Here is an 18,068-nt window from a genome sequence, read left to right as displayed (position 1 = left end):
AGGTTGAGATACCCTGGCTTCCCGCCTAAAACTCAGAAATCTTTGAGGTGTCAAATGGATGCCTTCATCTCGGTAAACTCCGGTCTCAGTCATGATCTCGTGATGGAGCTTACTGTCTATGGCGAGAATCTCGATGACTTGTCTGCCGGAGCATTTGGCTGGCTTACCGAGGGGGTTGCCAAGTCTGCCATCGGTGGCGAATTGGGTAGGATTCAGCAGGGGCTTCGAGTCTCGGCGAATGGATTCTCGCGAGCGCGTGACAGTATGCCGACGCAAGGGAATTCCGGACTGTGGGGCTCTGTATCAGTTGCTCCCCAGGGTGTGTTCGATGTTCTGTACAACCCCTATGTGAAGGATGCCCTGCCGTGGTTGATGAATCGCCTGATCGAGAAACCGGAATCGGCTGATGTCGAGATCGGCGAGTTTTCCGCAGGCGGCGAGATCTCTAATTCCGTAATTCGACTTTCGGTTTCCTTTGATGATGAATTGTCGAATTATGTGAAACTCTCATGCCGTATCGATGAGGCCGTGTTGGTTAATCCCGATACCGCGCAAACCGGGCATTCGCGCCTGTTGGCTGCGGTTGAGTGGGCATGCAGTCGCTACAACGTGGTGTTCGGTCACTTCTCGTACGCTCATTCTGGCGGGCGTACTGAAGTGGAGAGATATCTTCGTGGCCCGGCGCGTGTTCCATCGCACAACACGCCAAATTGGCGTGAGCAACTCAGAGGGTGTTCGTGGCTCACGGTGGTCTCCGGTGATATCGTGCGCAGCCTCGGAGGTATCGATGCCCTGCGCAACTCCGGCGCCTTCTCCTCGATCTCGGTGCTACCGAACGACTCTTTGTTGCTTCAGGCCACTCCTTGGTTCCATGAGTACCGGGGCGAGCGAGTGGAGGCCGTGTACCGCGCCCTGCGCACGACGCTCATCGAGGGAGAATTCCGGCGGCCGGCTCCTGCACCGGGCCAGCCCTCTACGCACATGGTTCTCTTCGACGTTTGACCTCGGGAGTTCAGGCCCCCACGGTCACCGTGAAGCGGCGCGGGTTGCCGTCGTTGGCGGCGCCCGAGACGTCGGGTTCGCCGTCGGGGCGGACGTCGTCGTAGGGGAAGGCGTAGCCGATCGGGGTGTTGGCGTGGACGACGCGGGACCAGTGGTTGGTGGCCGGGTCCCGGTAGTAGTCGGCGGCCGAGGTGCCGTTCGGCTGGTCGGGGTGGGTGAGCATCAGGGAGCGGTTGAAGCCGGAGGCCAGGCGGGCCAGGAGGGCCTTCTTGTCGTCCGGGTCGCCCGGGTTGTTCGCGAACGGGCCGTGGTTGCAGGTGAAGACGTCCTTGGAGACGGGCTTGGTGAAGGTGTGGCCGCCCTCGAAGGTCAGGAGGTCGCCGTTCACCCGGCCGGTGCGTACTCCCCGGCCGCCCTGGAGGTCGATCCGCAGGTCGGTGGAGCGGTACTTCTCCCAGACCCGGTCGATGTAGGAAGTGAACACGTCCCGGAACGGCATCTCGTCCGGGCGGTCGAAGAACGGTGCCATCAGGTTCTGCGGCGAGATCACCCGCAGTACGTTGCCGTCCGCCCCGCGGATCACCAGCTTGTCCCACGGCTGGCCGTCGGCGGCGGCCTGGGCGGTGAGGCCGTCCGCGATCCGCTGCACCGCGCCGTCCGGGAGCGGAGCCACGGTGTGCGTCGCGTCGCCGGTCAGGGTCAGGCCGATCGGCAGCGCGGTGACCAGGTCGACGTAGCTGATGTTCGCGTACAGCTGCTGAGGGTTGAAGGTGAACTCGCAGAACGACCAGGTGCGGCCGTAGTTGGCGTCGGTGGACGTCGCGAACGCCGGCTCGACCAGGGCGGGGCCGGGGTTCAGATAGAACGTGAGCGTGTCGTCGCGTACGAAGTAGACGCGGGCGCCGTACATCTGGGGGAGGGTGAGCACCACCGGTCCGCCGCCCGCCGCGTTCAGGGGGATGGCGCAGTCGACCGGCAGGGGGGTCTGCGGTGCGGCGGGGGAGTCGGGGCGGTAGACGCTGCCGTCGGCCCGCAGCAGCACCCAGCGGTCGGTGCCCTGCTCGTGGCCGGTGACGTAGGCGTTGATCCTGCCGGGCAACGAGCGGTTCTCCAGGGCCAGTTCGCAGGTCGCGGGGGCGGCGGATGCGCTCGGGCTGAGGGCGCTGCCCCAGAGGGGGTAGGTGAGGGTGGTCGCGGTGGCGGCGGCGCCGCCCGTCAGGAACATTCTGCGTGAGATCACGAGAGACTCCCGAGGTTTGTGGGGGGTCAACCACTCTCGTGAGGGCCGCATCGGGCGTCAAGACTTATGACTGAGAGCGCTCTCAGAAGCGGGAAGTCTTCACAACTCGGCGGAGTGTGGGGGAGGTTGCGGCCCGGTGTCCCGGGCCGTAACGCGGTCAGACCGTGGCGTTCAGGAACGCGGTCCAGGCGGTGGGGGGAACGGTGAGGACGGGGCCGTCGGCCACCTTGGAGTCGCGGATGTGCACGGCGGCGGGGTGGGCGGCCACCTCTACGCAGTCGCCGCCCTGGGGGCCGCTGTAGCTCGACTTGTGCCAGTCGTAGGCGACTTCGAGACAGTCGCCGCCCTGGCCGGTGCTGTAGCTGGACTTGAACCAGGCGAGGGCGGTGCGTGCGTGGGTCATTTCTCTCCAAGCATTTCGTCCAGTAGGCGCGCGCTCTCCTCGACGGAATGCGCCTGCGAACGCAGCATCCCATACTTGTGCTGGAGCGGGCTGACATCATCTGGATCCTCGTGAAGGTAGCTGGTCAGCTGGCCTTCCACGTAGACGAGGTGGTCGTGGTCGGGAGTTTCCAGCAGCACCATCGGCCCCGCCAGCCCGGCGTGTTTTGGCAGCTTCATCGGCATGATCTGGAGCCCCAGGAACGGGAGTTCCATGCATTGGCGCAGATGTCGGATCTGGTTCCGCATCATGGCGGGGTCGCCGATCTGACTGCGCAGAATGCTCTCCTCCAGGATGAAGTGCAGCATGGGGCGGGGTTTGCGGTTGAGCAGCTTCTGTCGATCGAGTCGGTCTGCGACCCACTGCTCCTGTTGCTCGTCCTCCAGGGGCGGGTATTCGCAAGCGAAGACGAACCGGGCGTACTCCTCTGTTTGGAGCAGTCCCGGAACCGCCCGGTCCTGGTACGAGAGCAGGGTCAGTGCCTCCTGCTCGTAGTCCACGAAGTTCTGTACGAACGCCGTGAACCGCTCCTTCTGCGGCACCTTCGATACCGCGACCTGCAACGCCCCCTTCGTGTCCAGCAGTTCGTCCAGTTGGACCGCGAAGTCCCACTGGAGCGCTCTGCGTCCCTGCTCGATCGACGCGATCGTGTCGTCGCCCACGGAGCAGCGCTCGGCCAGGGCTGCCTGTGTCATACGGGCCGCCTTGCGGAACATCGCCAACTGGGCGCCGATCAGATGCCAGGACGTGACCCGCTTGCTCTTCTGCTTTGCCGGTTGCATGAACTGCCTCTCCCCGTCACGAACCCCGGATGACCCGTCAGAGCTCGTACAAATCCGTTGTACGACCCCACGCGCTGCTCAACCGTAGTGACTATGTGTGACGTTGGCTGCGTGAACGAGACAACCCAACTCCCCCACATCCGCGAGGTGTTCCACCGCAGGGAACGCCGATCCGTCCCGCTCGTACGACAGTTCGTGCGCGAGGCTCTCGTCGACTGGGCGTGCGACGGCCGGGTCGACGACGTGTTGCTCTGTGTGAGCGAGCTCGTCACCAATGCCCTGCTGCACGGCGTCCCGCCCGGTCGCGGGTTTCGCCTCCGGCTCCAGTTGGAACCGGACGGCGGGACCCTGCGCGTCGAGGTCCACGACAGTGGTGACGGGGAGGTCCGGATCGCGGATTCCTGGGCGGATTCCGAGGAGGAAGGGGGTCGTGGGCTGCGGCTGGTGGCGGCGGTCGCGGACAAGTGGGGGGTGGGGGAGCGGGACCCCGGCAAGGTGGTGTGGTGCGAGTTCGAGGTGTCGGTGCGGTCTACCGATTCCGGCGGTGCGTGGGCTATTCCTGGAGCGGCGGCCCTCGACGGGGTCGCTTCCCGTGGAAGTGAAGGAGCCCTGCCGTGGATGGCTGGTACGTGGACGACCGCTGCACCAACTGCGACGTCGCCCGACAGTTCGCGCCCGAGCTGATCATCGAGGAGGAGGGGGCGTCGCGGATTCTGCGGCAGCCGGTCGACGACGCGGAGAACCGGCGCTTACACGCTGCCGTCTTCGCCTGCCACACCCGGTCGATCCGGCCCGCGTCCGGGCAGCCGGACCCCGCGCTCGACCCGTTCCCGATGGCGCTGGACGACGGCGTACTGATCTGCGGGCACAACTCCACGCACACCGCCGGTGCCAACTCCTATCTGCTGCGGCGCCCGTCCGGCACGGTCATGATGATCGACACCCCGCGCTGGAGCCCGGGTCTCGCCGAGCGGTACGTGGCGGCCACCGGGCCCGTCACCGACGTACTGCTCACCCACCGCGACCACGTCGCGCACGGGCGCCGCTACGCCGACCACTTCGGGGCCAGGCTGTGGATCCACGAGGGCGACCTCGACGCGGTGCCGGACGCGGACCAGGTGATCCGGGGGCTCGACCCGGTGGAGATCGGCGAGGGTGTCACCGCGCACCCGCTGCCCGGCCACACCCGGGGCAGCGTGCTCTACCTCGCGGACGACCGGTACTGCTTCAGCGGCGACAGCTTCTACTGGTCGCGCACGACCGAGGACCTCGAAGTCGTGGAGAGCGTGACCTGGTACTCGATCGAGGAGCTGGCCGCCTCCCTGGCGCGGACGGCGGGGAAGTTGCGGTTCGAGTGGGTGCTGCCGGGGCACGGCGACCGGCGTCGGCTGGACGCAGACGAGATGTCCCGGCGGCTGGTCGCGCTCGCGGAACGCGCGGCGTTGCTGCGACCCCAGCCGATCGACTTCACGGCCCTGCGCTGGTGAGGGCGTTCACGCACCCGGCGTCCACAGGCGCAGCTTCTCCGGGTTGCGGACCACCCAGATCCGGGTGGCGCGGCCACCGGAGGCGTCGAACGCCGCCACGGTCGCGGTGACGCCCGCGTGCTGGGCGATCAGGCCCGGCGCGCCGGCCACCGAGCGCTCCAGGAGCCGCAGGCCGGGAGCCTTGTCGGCGATCGCGATCATGTACTGGGCGATGCGCGCGCCGCCCTCGACCGGGCGCAGCACGGTGCCGACCAGGCCGCCGCCGTCGGCGGTCATCACGGCGCCGGGGTCCAGGAGGCCGACGAGCGCCGTGATGTCCTTGGCCTCCCACGCCTCCTTCACCCGCCGCACCACCTCGGCCTGCGCTGCGGCCGTGGTCACCGGGGCGCGCTCTCCACGCACCCGCCGCCGGGCCGAGCTCGCCAGCTCCCGGCAGGCACCCGGGGTGCGGCCGACGATCCGGGCGATCTCGGGAAAGGAGTAGCGGAACACGTCGTGCAGTACGAAGGAGACCCGCTCGGCGGGCGTCATCGACTCCAGGACGACGAGGAAGGCCATGGTCACCGACTCGTCCAGGGTGATCTGGTCGGCGGGATCGACAACGCCGGTGTCGCGCCCGTCGGCCCACTCCCGGCGGTCGGGCAGCGGCTCGGGCAGCCATGCGCCGACGTAGCGCTCGCGCCGGGCCCGCGCCGAGCCGAGCACGTCCAGGCAGATGCGCCCGGTCACCGTCGTCAGCCAGGCGCCGGGCGACACGACGGCCGCCCGTTCGCTGCGTGAACGTGCGTACCAGCGGGCGTACGCCTCCTGCACGGCGTCCTCGGCCTCGGCCAGCGAACCGAGCAACCGGTAGGCGATGTTGATGAGTTGGCGCCGCTCGCCGTCGATGTCCGCCGCGCTCCACGTGGGTGCACCCCTGGCCATCACCACTTCCCCCCAAGCCCGCCGTTCTCGTTCCCGCCTTGCATTTCGCGGAGCTGTGTCGTCGGGCTGGTGAGACCTTATCGATCCACTGCTTCCGGGCGGACAAGGGGACGACGTCATGACCACGCAGACGACATCGGCAACGACATCGGCATCGGCAACGGCAATGGCGAGAACGACGAAGACTGCCGCGTTCCTGCGGATATCGGTCGGCCTGCAGACCCTGACCATCTTCCTCCAGGCGGTCAGCGCCGGTGTGCTGCTGTCCTCGTCGCACGGTGAGCTGCTGCACGGCATCGGGGCGCGCGTGATGTACGGGGCGTCGATGCTGTACGTGCTCGCCGCGGTGCTGGCGTGGCGGCCGGGCGGCGGTCCGGCCCGGCCCATCGGGTACGCGTCCGGCTTCCTCGTCCTCGCCTCGGCGCAGGTCGTGCTGGGTATCGCGCGAGTCCCGTCGGTCCATGTCCCGCTGGGCGTCCTGATGTTCGGCCTGAGCGTGCTGGCGCTGGCCCACCACACCATGGGAGCGCCGCGCGAGGGGCGCCGCGGCTGAAATCGCGGACCGGACCGGACACTTGCCGTCCACTTGGACTTACGCAACGCGGTTGTTGGACTGGAGGGCTCCGAGTCGCCGCAGGTCGTTGACGGTGTCCGGTCACGGCGACTACTCAGGGCACATGTCGCGAAGATTCACTTCGGCGGGCGCTGTCGCCGCCGCCTCAGCCGCCGTCCTGGCGCTGGTGGGGACCGCGCTCCCCGCCACCGCCGCCTCCGCCCCCGCGCCCGCCGCAGTCGGGCCGGCCGTCCCCGCGGGCGCCACCGTCATCGGGTCCGGGCAGCTCTCGGTCGCCGTCGCCGACGACTTCCCGCGCGTCCTTGCGTACACCGACAAGGCCACCGGCAGTCAGCTGTTCGGCAGCACCCAGCCGGTCGCCGCCGTGACCCTGAACGGCACCGCGCATCCGGTGAAGCTCAAGGGCGCCCCCGTGGTCACCGCCTCGGCCGCCCGCTACACGCTGCTCTTCACCGACCTGCCCGGCATCGAGATCGACGCCTCGCTCTCCGTCTCCGGACGCGCCACCACCTTCAAGGTGACGGCCGTCCGCGACACCGAGGCGTTCCGCGTCGGCACCATCGACATCCCCGGCCACGACCTGGTCTCCGTCGGCTCCACGGACACCGGCGGGGCCACCGCCTTCACCCGGCTGGACAACGACTCGACGAAGACCGCCGACGTCTTCTCCAAGGTCACCGCGGACACCGCCGCCGACAAGGCGCCGGTCGGTGCCTCCTACGCCATCGTCAACACCGGTTCGCTCGCCGCGGCCGTGGAGTCCAACTCCTCGTACGACAAGCCGTCCGGCGCCACCGGCGGCGACGACGCCCGGTTCTGGCACCAGGCCCGCAAGGCCGACGACGGCGGCGTCCGGGTCGGCGTCTGGTCCGGGCAGTGGACCTACCGCGGGGACGGGGCGCCGAAGCCGGAGAGCGGGGACGACCTGCCCTGGGCGAAGGTCGTCGTCACCCCCGACGCCAACGGCGACAAGGCGGTCGACTGGCAGGACGGCGCCGTCGCGTTCCGCTCCATCGGCGTCGTGGCGCCCGGCAGCAAGGACACCCCGGACCGGGTCGTCACCCACATCCCGTTCAACTTCGCCAGCCAGGCCACCCACCCCTTCCTGCGCACCCTCGACGACGTCAAGCGGGTCTCGCTCGCCACCGACGGCCTCGGGCAGCTCGCGCTCCTCAAGGGCTACGCCTCCGAGGGCCACGACTCCGCCCACCCCGACTACGGCGGCGACTACAACAAGCGCGCCGGCGGGCTGAAGGACCTCAACGCGCTCCTGAAGGACGGCAAGAAGTGGGGTGCCACCTTCGGCGTCCACGTCAACGCCACCGAGGCGTACCCGGAGGCCAGGGCCTTCGACGAGAAGCTCGTCGACAAGACCAAGCCGGGCTGGAACTGGCTGGGCCAGAGCTACTACATCGACCAGCGCCGCGACATCAACAGCGGTGATCTGGCCAAGCGCTTCCAGCAGCTGCGCGACGAGACGGACCCCAATCTCAGCCTGCTCTACATCGACGTCTACTACTCGCACGGCTGGATCGCGGACAAGACCCTGCAGTCCGTGCAGAAGCAGGGCTGGAACGTCGCCACCGAGTGGGCCGACAAGTTCGAGCGCGGCTCGCTCTGGTCGCACTGGGCCAATGACCTCGACTACGGCGGCGCCACCAACAAGGGCCTCAACTCGAAGATCATCCGGTTCATCCGCAACGGCGAGAAGGACGTCTGGAACAACGACCCGGTCCTCGGCCAGACGGCCATCGAGGAGTTCGAGGGCTGGACCAACGAGACCGACTGGAACGCCTTCTCCAGCAACATCTGGCAGCGCAACCTGCCCGCCAAGTACCTCCAGCACCAGAAGATCACCCGCTGGGACGGCAACGACATCACCTTCACCGGCGGTGTCCGGGGCACGGTCGAGGACGGCAGGCGGACGTTCTACGACCACGGCCGCAAGGTCCTCAGCGGCACCGACTACCTGCTGCCCTGGGACGGCGGGAAGAAGCTGTACCACTACAGCAAGTCCGGCGGTACGAGCAGCTGGGCGGTGCCGTCGAACGGCACGTACACCGTCTACGAGCTCACCGACAACGGCCGGGTCGAGGCGGGCACGGTCAAGCCCGTCGACGGGAGGATCACGCTGACCGCCGAGGCGGGGCAGCCGTACGTCCTCTACCCGCAGGAGGCCCCGAAGGCCGCCGACCCCCGGTGGGGCGAGGGCACCCCGGTCGACGACCCGGGCTTCAACGACAAGGGGCTGAGCGCCTGGTCGAAGACCGGCACCGTCGCCCGTGAGACCGACGCCAACGGCCTCACCGGCGCCCAGCTCTCCGGCAGCGCCACCGCCGCGCTCTCGCAGCGCATCGACGGCCTCACCCCCGGCAAGCGCTACACCGCGTCCGCGCTCATCGAGGTCCAGCCCGGAAAGAGCCGGCACACCACGCTCTCGATCGGCGGGAAGTCCGTCTCGGTGGACCGCTCCACCGCCAAGGACTACGTCGCCGCGTCCGAGCAGCACGGCACGTACTTCCAGCGGGCCAAGGTGAACTTCACCGCCCCCGCGAACGGCAGCACCACCCTGCGCATCGAGGCGGCCGAGGGCAGCGCCGCGAGTGTCCGGGCCGATGACGTACGCATCGTCGCCAACGCCCCGCAGACGAAGGCGAACACCCTGTCCTACGAGGACTTCGAGGCCGTCGACCAGGGCTGGGGCCCCTTCCTCAAGGGCGACGCGGGCGGCTCCACCGACCCCCGCACCGTCATCTCCCAGCTGCACGCCCCGTACACCCAGGCCGGCTGGAACGGAAAGCTGATCGACGACGTGATCGGCGGCAAGGAGTCCCTCAAGTCCCACGAGGAGAACTCCGGACTCGTCTACCGCACCGCCCCGTGGACCGTGCCGATGACCGACGGGCACCGCTACAAGGTCGAGTACGACTACCAGTCCAGCCACGCGGGCGCCTACGAGTGGGTCGACGGCTACGACCGGATCACCGCCGACGGCAAGCCCGACTCGGTCGAGACCCGGACCACCGCCATCGGACAGCAGCGCACCACCGGCCACTTCGCCGAGACCGTCGTCGCGGGCTGCGGCGACACCTGGACCGGGCTGCGCAAGCGCGACGACGCCCCCGACGGCGCCGACTTCGTCCTCGACTCCTTCACCGTGACCGACCTCGGCCCGGCCCCCGACTCCGAGCAGGCCGCCTGCGGCACCCTCGCCGTCGCACCGGCCGCGGAGACCCTGGAGCCGGGCACCGCCAACACCGTCAAGGTCTCGTTCACCAACTACGAGGCGACTGCGGCGACCGGCGTCGCGCTGAGCCTGACCGTGCCCGAGGGCTGGCAGGCGGAGCCCACCGGCGCCGTCACCTTCGAATCCGTCGCGGCGGGCGCCCAGGCCACCGGCAGCTGGCAGGTCACCCCGCCGGTGGATGCCGAGTACCGGACGTACGGCCTGAGCTCCGAGGCGGGTTACACCGTCGGCGGTGCGCGGCGCACGCTCGGCGCGCAGACCTCCGTACGGACCCTGCCGCCGCCGCCCACCACCGACAGCTGGGCCAGCGACCTGGACTGGACGGCCGCCCAGAACGGTTGGGGCCCAGTGGAGAAGGACCTCTCCAACGGTGAGACCGGCACCGGCGACGGCTCCCCGCTGACCGTCGGCGGCACCGTCTACACCAAGGGGCTCGGCAGCCATGCACCGGCGAGGATCCGCTACTACCTGGGCGGGAAGTGCACCTCGTTCACTGCCCAGGTCGGGGTGGACGACGTGCAGAAGAGCGCCGGCAGCGTGCAGTTCTCCGTCACGGCCGACGGCACCGAGAAGGTGAAGTCGCCCGTGCTGAAGGCGGCCGACAGCGCCTGGTCGCTGACGGCGGACGTCACCGGGGCCAAGTACGTCGAACTGGTCGTCGGCGACGGCGGCGACGGCAACGGCAACGACCACGCGGACTGGGGCGACGCCCGCTTCCACTGCGGCGGCTGACGCGATCCGGCGCGGGGCGGGGCGGTCCCTGGCGGGCCGCCCCGCCCCGCTTCACGTGTGCCCCGGCGGCTCCCGCTCCGTGACACCGGGTGGACATGGAGTGACCGCAGTGTGTCCGAGGTCTGGGAGCGGCCCCCGCTACGCGCGTATTCTCGTGCGGCATGGGGGAGCTGAGGGCGGACTGGCGGATCCGATTACGGCGGGGCGACGCGAACGGGCCGGTCTGCGGCGCCGGTGTGCTGCTCACCCAGGACCGGGCACTCACCTGCGCGCACGTCGTGGGGGAGCCGGACGCCCGGATCTGGGTGGAATTCGCCGAGAACCCCGCCATCGCCCCGGTCGGGGCCCGCGTTGCCGAGGGCGGCTGGCTGCCCGGTCTCGGCGCGACCCGCGAGGACATCGCCGTACTCGCCCTGGACAGCCCGCGCCCGCACGCCACCCCCGCGACGCTGGAGCGGCGCCTGGAGCGCGGCGGCGAGGTGTGGATCGGCGGCTACGCGCGCTCCTTCGCCGACGGGATGTGGCTGACCGGGCGGATCAGCGGAGTGCACGGCGCCTGGATCCAGCTCGACGCGACCCGCAACGAACAAGTGGTGAAACCCGGGTTCAGCGGCGCCGCCGTACAGGTGCGCGGCGGACCGTCCGGAACGCCCGAGCGGGTCGTCGGGATGGTCGTCAGCTGGCGTGGCGACCTCGATCTGGCGCTGCCCGCCGACAACGACCTGGCGTTCTCGTACATGATCCCGATCGACAAGATCGCCGAACTCGTCCCCCTGGTCGCCGAGTTGAGCGGGCCCGACGGCTGGGACCACGGCCTGGACCGGCGGCTGCGCAGATGGTTCGCCGGGAGCGAGGAACCCGCGGTGCGCTTCAGTGTCGTACCGCACGGCGGCGGCCGCGACCGCACGCTCAGGCACCATCTGCACCGCGCCCATCTCGTCTACCGGGGTGGCCGCACCGTCCCCGAGGACTTCGTCGACGAACTGGTGACCAGGCTGCGGCCGCCCCGCCACCAGGCCCTGGCGTACCGCGACTGGCTGCTCGCGGGCGGCAGCCCGCCCGAGCGGGCGGCGGACCGGGACCCGGGGGGCTCCGGGCCCACCCTCGCCGTGGTCGGGCTCGACGAGGACCGGCGGCCGCACCGGCTGGTGCCCCTGCTCGCCCGGGTGCGGACCCTCGGCTTCCGGCTGCTCGTCATCGTGCGGGACAGCGGTGGCGACGAAGTGGACGAGGTGGTACGGCAGTTGCTGGTGCCGGCCCTCGACGAACGGGCCGTCGAACTGGTCCGCCGCGTCGAGGAGATCGAGAAACAATGGGCCGGGCTGAACGGCCTGGTGGAATCGGCCTCCCTGGGTCCCCGGCCGCGCACCGAGGCGGCCCGCTTCCGGCAGCAGCTGGCCCGGTCACGCACCGTCGGCGACCCGCGCGAACGGCTCTCCGCCCTGCGCGCCCTGCTGCGTGAACTCCGGGCGGAGCTGGAGCGGCACGGCCGGGCGGACGTACCCGGGCCGCGCGGCGAGCACGGCCGGGCCGGCCGCCGATGAGGATCCCCTGCCCGCACCGCCGGTTCACCGGAGCCCCCTGCGACGGCACCGTGCGGTCCACCGGCTACTGCGACACCTGCGGCCGCTCCGAGGACGGCCCGGGACTCCCGCCGCTGCCCACCGCCCCCGACCGGTGCGGCCCCCGGCAGCTGCTGGAGCTGCCGCTGCTCGACCCGAGCACCCCCGACCAACGGCTGAGCGCCGCCGTGACCCGGGCCCACGTCCGGATGAGCTGCTCGTCCAAGTCCTGCGCCACCTACTTCGTCGCCCCGTACACCGCCGCCCCGCCGCCCGACGAGGGCTACTGCCCCCGGTGCGGCGCCCCCTACTCCTACCGCCCCGAACTCGACCGGGACGGGCCGCTGCTCCAGGGCCAGTACCGCATCCTCGGACCCATCGCCCACGGCGGCCAGGGCTGGGTCCACCTCGCCCGCGACACCCACCTCGAAGACCTCGTCGCCGTGAAGGGGATGCTCAACCGGTACGCGGAACGCGGCGCCGCCCAGGCCGCCGAGGAGCGCCGCAGCCTCGTCGCCATCCGGCACGAACGCATCGTCCAGATCCGGGACTTCGTCAGCACCGTCAGCGCGGACGGCACGGTCTCCGGCGGCTACATCGTGATGCAGGACGTCGGCGACCGCACCCTGTCCGCCGTCGTCGAGGCGACCCGGCAGGGCAACTTCGTCCTCGACATCGAACACGTCATCACCTACGGCTGCCAGATCCTCGAAGCCCTCGCCCATCTGCACGGCATGGGATTCCTGTACGGGGACATGAAGCCGTCCAACGTCGTCCACCAGCACGACGGCGTGAAGGTCATCGACCTCGGCGGGGTCCGCAAGCAGGGGTCCACCGAACCGCCGCCCGTCATCACCCCCAGGTACGCCGCACCCGAGATGGTCAGCGGGAGCCCGCTGACCGTCGCCCACGACATCCACACCGTCGGCGCGACCCTGGCCGAACTGGCGGGCTGGGCGGTCGGTGACGACGTGCCCGGCCTCGGCACCAGCTCCTTCCACCTGGTGGTGGAGCGGGCGATGGACCGGGACCCGGAACGCCGGTTCGCCGACGCGGAGGAGATGGCGGGCCAGCTGCGCGGGGTGCTGCGCGAGATCCGGGCGCTGCGCGGCAAGCAGGACCGGACCGAACCCTCCGCCTGCTTCACCCCGTCCACCCGGCTGCTCGGCGGGCGGCTGGGCTCCGTGCCCGACTACGCGCACTGGCTGGGCCGCACCCCGCACCGGCGCGACCTGACGCCCCGGGCGCCCGCGCTGGACACCGGGCTCCCCACCCCCACCGAGATCGCCCGGCGGCTGCCGGTGCCCAGGCCCTACCCGGGGGACCCGGAGGCCGCCCGGTTCCTGGTGAGCAGCTACGACCCCGGCCGGCTGCTGGCCCAGCCCGCCGAGGGCGAACGGTCGGTGGAGATCTGTCTGCACAACGCCCGGCTGCTGCTCGGCCGGGAGGGCGCCGAAGCGCTGAGCCTGGCACGCGAACAGGTGGCGGCGGCGGACGCCATACCCGGACCGGGGCCGGTGCGGCAGTGGCGGCTCAGCTGGCACTGGGGGCTCGTCGCGCTGCGCAGCGCGGAGGTCCTGGACGACCGGCGGCAGCTGCTGGAGGCCGCCCTGGAGCACTTCGCCGCCGTCCACCGCGCGCTGCCCGGCGAGTACGCCGCGAAGCTGGCCCTGGCCTACGCCGCGGAACAGCTCGGCCCGGACCGCCCGGCCGGTCCGATCCCGTCGGCGTACGAACTCTTCCGGGCCGTGCACGCCCGCAACCCCTCCCACGTCGGCGCCGCGCTCGGCCTGGCCAGGCTGGCGCTGGAGCGCGGCGACCGGGACGCCGCGGCCGAGGTCCTGGACCTGGTGCCGGACGAGTCGCGGGACCACGCCGTCGCCCGGATCGCCGCGCTGCGTATCCGGGCGGCCCGGCTCGGGGCGGGCGCGCGGCCGCTGCCCGGGACACGGCGGATCGACGCCGTGCTCGCCGCGGTCCCGCTGCGCGAGGGCGGCCACGGACCGCATCCGGCGTCCGTGGTGACAAGCGACGAGTCGGCCCGGCTGCTGCGCACCGAACTGTACGAGTGGAAGCTCGACGCGGTCCGGGCCGAGGCCGGCGACCCGCACCACGACGGCCGCTGGTGGCAACGGGGACTGCCCCCGCCACCGGTGCCCGGGGAGCGGGCCGTACGGGAGGACCTGGCGCGGTGCTACCGCTGGATGGCCCGGCAGTGCCGGGACACCGCCGACCACGAGAAGCTCATCGACCTCTCGCACGCCGTCCGCCCGCAGACCCGCTACTGGTTCCCGCCCCGGCGCCGTACCCCTGGAGGCAGTTGAATGGGCCGCACCGCCGCGTCGCCCGGACTCGGAATCGGTCTCACCGTCCAGGTCGAGAAGAAGCAGCGACCGGACCGGGACGCCCGGATCGACGCCCATGTGCGGGTCCGGGCGGCCGCCACCGGGCCGCGCGACCGGGTGCCCGCCGTCGACATCGCGCTGGTCGTCGCGGTGGACGTGGCCGCCGGGCGGCGTGACGCGGCCGTCGCCGCGCTGGCGGAGGCGGTGGGCGCCCTGCCCGACGGAATCTCGTACACCGTGCTGGGCGGCGGCGGTGAGCAGTGCTACCCGCTGCGCGGCAGGTGGGCGCTGGCCGGGCCCGGCGACCGGCACCGGGCCACGTTCAGCGTCGGACGGATCTCCGCGTCCGCCGAGGGGCAGGAGCCCGGCTACACCACCTGGCTGGCCAGGGCGCGCGAACTCTTCGCCGAACGCCCGCTCCCCGTACGGCACCTGGTGCTCGTCACCGACGGCGGCAGCCGGGGCGACGGGGATGACGCCGGCCGCCCGGACAGTGCGCTGAGCATCGAACTGGCCGCCTGTGAGGGCGAGTTCACCGCCGATGTCATCGCGCCGGGAGCGGGCTGGGACCCGGCCCCGCTGCTCGCCGTCGCGGAACGGCTGCACGGCACCGCCGCGTCCTCGCCCGACGCCTTCGCCCCCGCCGTCGCCACCGCCCTGGGCAGGCTGCGCCGGGTCCGCAGCCCCGAACTCCCCATCGAGGTGACCGTCCGTCCGGCGGTGCGGGAAGTGACCCTGACCGAGACGGCGCCGCACCAGCAGCAGCTGGAGCCGGACCGGGTCCGGGCCGATCCGCACCGGCTGGAGTTCCGCACCCACCAGTGGCAGCCGGAGTCCCGCGACTACCTCCTCACCCTCCGCGCCGACGCGAGCGGCGACCCGCTGGGCGTACCCCTCCAGCTCGCCGAGGTCTCCGTCGGCGGCGCCACCGAGCCGGTCGTGGTCCGCTGGCTGCCCTCGGGCACCGCCGCGGCCACCGCCCGCATCTCCGGCGCCGTGGGCCGGAACATCCACACCATGAACGTCTCCACACAGATGCGGACCGCCCTCAACCACGGGTACGCCGCCCTCGACCTGGAGAGCCGCGAGCGGGCCGAGGCGCAGCTCGGGCTCGCCGTCCGCCTCGCCACCGAGATCGCCGCCGACTGGGTCCTGGACGAGGTCCGCAAGGTCGCCCGCATCGTGGACGGCCCGCAGGGCCGGGTCCGGATCGGGTCCGCCGTCGACCCGGGCGCCGTCCGCCAGGGGATGCTGAGCATCACCTCCGGACACCCCGTGGAACTGCCCGCCCTCCCGGCACCCGGCCCGGGGACCCGCTGCCCGTACTGCGACCACCCGGCCGGACCCGTGGCCGTGTTCTGCATCGACTGCGGGAGGCAGCTGTGAGCCCCGGAACGGTCCGCCCGCGCCGCAACGCCTACCGCTCCCGGACCCGGCGGCTGCTGGAATGGCACCTGGCCGCGCTGCTGGTGGCCGCCCTGGTGTCGATGACCGCCCTGCTCGTCTCGTACCGCGAGGTCCAGATCTCGGCCGGCGAGATGCGTACCCGCGGCGCCCCGGCCGTGCAGGGCGTGGCCGCCACCCAGCTCGCCCTGCTGCGCGCCCACGAGGAGGCCCGGACATCCGTGCGCGAGGGCATCGCCGATGTGGTCGGCGCCGGTGCGCGGTACGAGAACCAGCTCGCCGCCGCCGACCAGGGCCTGTCCCGGCTCTCCGACGTACAGATCGACGGGGACCGCGGCCGCGGGGTGCTCGAAACCGTGAACGGGCTGCTCACCTCGTACAGCAGCTCCATCACCCCCGGCGCGGTGAAGTACGTGCGGGACGAGCCGATGCAGCAGGAGAAGTTCGAGGAGGCCGAGACCCTGCTCACCCGCGAGGACACCGGTGTGGTGCCGCGCCTGGACGTCCTCCAGGGACACCAGATGGCCAGGGTCGACGCGCTCACCTCGATGAGCCCCCTGCGGTGGACCGGCTGGGCGGTCGCCGAACTCGGGCTGCTGGCCGTGGCGCTGATCACCCTCTCCGCGCTGTGGACGCTGCGCACCCGCTGCGGGCACAGCCGCGATCTCTGTCTGCTGGTCTCGCTGCTGGCCGTCGTCTTCCTGGCGACGGCCCCGCTGATCGCGACGAGCACCACCCAGGACCGGCTGGGGGCGGCCCGCGACGGACTGGTCCTGATCGAACAACAGGCCCGCGACCAGTCCGACCTGGCCGCATCCCAGCAGGACGTCACCGACACGGCGACCGCGGTGCGCGCCGGGCTGGCCGCCCAGGGCTGGCAGAGCGGCATCTACTACGGGGCGCTCGCGGCCGGCGCCCTGGTGGTGCTGCTGCCCGCCGTCGGCATCGGCCGGCACCTGAACGCCGACTACTGGAGGGCCGGATGACGGCGCGTGCCCGAGCACTCCTGCTCCTGCTGTGCCTGGCGCTGACCGCGGCGGGCTGCGGGCTCGCCGCGCCCGGCGGCGGCGACGAACAGCCGAGAGTGACGATCCTCGGGCCGTGGACCGGCATACAGGAGAGGCAGTTCAAGGCGGTCCTGGACACCCTGGGCACCCCGTACACCTACCAGGGCACCGCCGCCACCCGGGAGGTCCTGCTCGCCGCCGTGCAGGCCGGCAACCCGCCCGACATCGCGATCCTGCCCGGCGTCGGGGACCTCGTCGAGTACGCCGCGGAGGGGCGGCTGCGCCCGCTGGGCGGCAAGGGCGCGGCCGCGAAGCACGGCGGGCCCTGGCAGCCGGAGGCGAAGGGCATAGAGGCCAATCTCTGGGTGCCGCTCAAGGCCGACCTCAAGTCCATCGTCTGGTATCGCAAGGACAGCCCGCCGCCCGCCCGCCCCGCGCCGCTCGCCTCCTGGTGCATCGGCATGGGCGACGACGGCGCGTCCGGCTGGCCGGGCAGCGACTGGATCGAGGACCTGATCCTCCAGACGATGGGCCCGGTGCTGTACGAGCAATGGGCGACCGGGGACCTGGAGTGGACGGACGACCGCCTGGTCGACGCCTGGAGCCTGTGGGCCGGACTGCTGGCCCAGGACGAGGAAGCCGCCGGCCGGGCCATGCGCGACGACCACCGGGGAAAGCCCGGCGGGCGCGGACTGCTCTTCGACGCCACCAAGCAATGCGACCTGGAGCACCAGGGCTCCTTCGCCCGGTTCTTCTACCGGGACCGCATCGGGCAGGCCGCCGTCACGGACTCCGCGCCGCTGCTGCCCTCGGGCCCGAGGCTCAAGGGCCGCGAGGTGTCCGCCGACTTCGCCGTGCTCTTCGGCGACTTTGCACAGGCCCGCGATCTGCTCACCCTGCTCACCTCGCGCGGGGCCCAGCAGGAGTGGGGCCGCCGGGCCGGGGTATTCTCGCCGAACTCCGACGTGCCCGCCCCGAAGGGGACGGTCGAGAAGCAGATCAGCGACCGCCTCACCGACCAGCGGGTGCCGCTCTGCCTGGACGCCTCCGACGTGATGCCCGCCGCCGTGCGGGACGCCTTCTACGAGGCGGTGCTGCTGACCATGGCCCACCCCGAGGCCCCGGTAGAACCCCGGCTCGTCGACGTCCAACGGGTCCAGGAGGCCCAACCGGACGACCCCCGGAGGCTGACAGGGGTGTGCAGCAGACCACAGTGAGTCTTTGTCGGACTCGCACAAAGACTGACCCGTACTGGCTGGTACTTCGCCTGCACGCCGTCCGGGTTCTGTTGGGCTCCACCAGGAAACGGGTCAGGAGACT

At 71.2% G+C, this 18,068-nt stretch carries 13 protein-coding genes and 1 pseudogene; 10 read left to right on the top strand and 4 right to left on the bottom strand.

Annotated elements, in window-relative coordinates:
* Positions 1-54: 54 nt before the first annotated feature.
* Positions 55-1,002: a type VI immunity family protein gene (locus ACFYY1_RS31185; protein ID WP_388591467.1), complete on the top strand. Its 948-nt coding sequence runs from the start codon at positions 55-57 to the stop codon at positions 1,000-1,002.
* Between the two features lie 10 nt (positions 1,003-1,012).
* On the opposite strand, the gene ACFYY1_RS31180 is transcribed toward ACFYY1_RS31185, so the two are convergent.
* The 3 genes from ACFYY1_RS31180 to ACFYY1_RS31170 form a co-directional block, all read right to left on the bottom strand.
* Positions 1,013-2,227 (bottom strand): glycoside hydrolase family 64 protein, encoded by a 1,215-nt coding sequence (locus ACFYY1_RS31180; protein WP_388591518.1) that lies wholly within the window; start codon positions 2,225-2,227, stop codon positions 1,013-1,015.
* Between the two features lie 172 nt (positions 2,228-2,399).
* Positions 2,400-2,645, bottom strand: a complete 246-nt coding sequence (locus ACFYY1_RS31175) for a DUF397 domain-containing protein (protein ID WP_388591465.1) — start codon at positions 2,643-2,645, stop codon at positions 2,400-2,402.
* Positions 2,642-3,466 carry a helix-turn-helix transcriptional regulator gene (locus ACFYY1_RS31170; protein ID WP_358945751.1) on the bottom strand — a complete coding sequence of 275 codons (825 nt, stop codon included), beginning with the start codon at positions 3,464-3,466 and terminating at the stop codon, positions 2,642-2,644. The genes ACFYY1_RS31175 and ACFYY1_RS31170 overlap by 4 nt, the downstream gene beginning before the upstream one ends.
* Positions 3,467-3,577: 111 nt before the next feature.
* Here ACFYY1_RS31170 and ACFYY1_RS31165 point away from each other — a divergent pair.
* Together ACFYY1_RS31165 and ACFYY1_RS31160 are read left to right on the top strand one after the other, a co-directional pair.
* Positions 3,578-3,988 (top strand): annotated as a pseudogene (locus tag ACFYY1_RS31165) (ATP-binding protein); the annotation flags it as partial.
* Positions 3,989-4,080: 92 nt separating this feature from the next.
* Complete coding sequence (locus ACFYY1_RS31160) at positions 4,081-4,953, top strand: MBL fold metallo-hydrolase (RefSeq protein ID WP_376627196.1); 873 nt, start codon at positions 4,081-4,083, stop codon at positions 4,951-4,953.
* Positions 4,954-4,959: 6 nt separating this feature from the next.
* On the opposite strand, the gene sigJ is transcribed toward ACFYY1_RS31160, so the two are convergent.
* Positions 4,960-5,877 carry an RNA polymerase sigma factor SigJ gene (gene sigJ, locus ACFYY1_RS31155; RefSeq protein ID WP_388591463.1) on the bottom strand — a complete coding sequence of 306 codons (918 nt, stop codon included), beginning with the start codon at positions 5,875-5,877 and terminating at the stop codon, positions 4,960-4,962.
* Positions 5,878-6,043: 166 nt separating this feature from the next.
* On the opposite strand from sigJ, the gene ACFYY1_RS31150 reads away from it, so the two are divergent.
* The 7 genes from ACFYY1_RS31150 (at position 6,044) to ACFYY1_RS31120 (ending at position 17,965) form a co-directional block, all read left to right on the top strand.
* On the top strand, positions 6,044-6,430 hold the full coding sequence (locus ACFYY1_RS31150; RefSeq protein WP_388591517.1) for a hypothetical protein: 387 nt from the start codon (positions 6,044-6,046) through the stop codon (positions 6,428-6,430).
* 124 nt (positions 6,431-6,554) lie between these two features.
* The gene (locus ACFYY1_RS31145) at positions 6,555-10,430 is read left to right on the top strand and encodes an endo-alpha-N-acetylgalactosaminidase family protein (RefSeq protein WP_388591461.1); all 3,876 of its coding nucleotides are present in this window, start codon (positions 6,555-6,557) and stop codon (positions 10,428-10,430) included.
* A 161-nt stretch (positions 10,431-10,591) separates the two neighbouring features.
* Entirely contained in the window at positions 10,592-11,974 is a 1,383-nt protein-coding gene (locus tag ACFYY1_RS31140; RefSeq protein WP_388591460.1) for a serine protease, read from the top strand.
* Positions 11,971-14,316, top strand: a complete 2,346-nt coding sequence (locus tag ACFYY1_RS31135) for a tetratricopeptide repeat protein (RefSeq protein WP_388591458.1) — start codon at positions 11,971-11,973, stop codon at positions 14,314-14,316. Before ACFYY1_RS31140 ends, ACFYY1_RS31135 begins: the two co-directional genes overlap by 4 nt.
* The gene (locus tag ACFYY1_RS31130) at positions 14,317-15,723 is read left to right on the top strand and encodes a hypothetical protein (protein WP_388591457.1); all 1,407 of its coding nucleotides are present in this window, start codon (positions 14,317-14,319) and stop codon (positions 15,721-15,723) included. It begins immediately after the preceding gene.
* Positions 15,720-16,727, top strand: coding sequence for a hypothetical protein (locus tag ACFYY1_RS31125; protein WP_388591455.1), 1,008 nt, complete (start codon positions 15,720-15,722; stop codon positions 16,725-16,727). Before ACFYY1_RS31130 ends, ACFYY1_RS31125 begins: the two co-directional genes overlap by 4 nt.
* Positions 16,724-17,965: an extracellular solute-binding protein gene (locus ACFYY1_RS31120; protein ID WP_388591453.1), complete on the top strand. Its 1,242-nt coding sequence runs from the start codon at positions 16,724-16,726 to the stop codon at positions 17,963-17,965. The genes ACFYY1_RS31125 and ACFYY1_RS31120 overlap by 4 nt, the downstream gene beginning before the upstream one ends.
* Positions 17,966-18,068: the final 103 nt, after the last annotated feature.

The sequence above is a fragment of the Streptomyces sp. NPDC001890 genome, from assembly GCF_042891445.1.
Taxonomy (GTDB): Bacteria; Actinomycetota; Actinomycetes; order Streptomycetales; family Streptomycetaceae; genus Streptomyces.
Note: the sequence above shows the minus strand (reverse complement) of the source record. Positions and strands in the feature narration are given on the sequence as shown.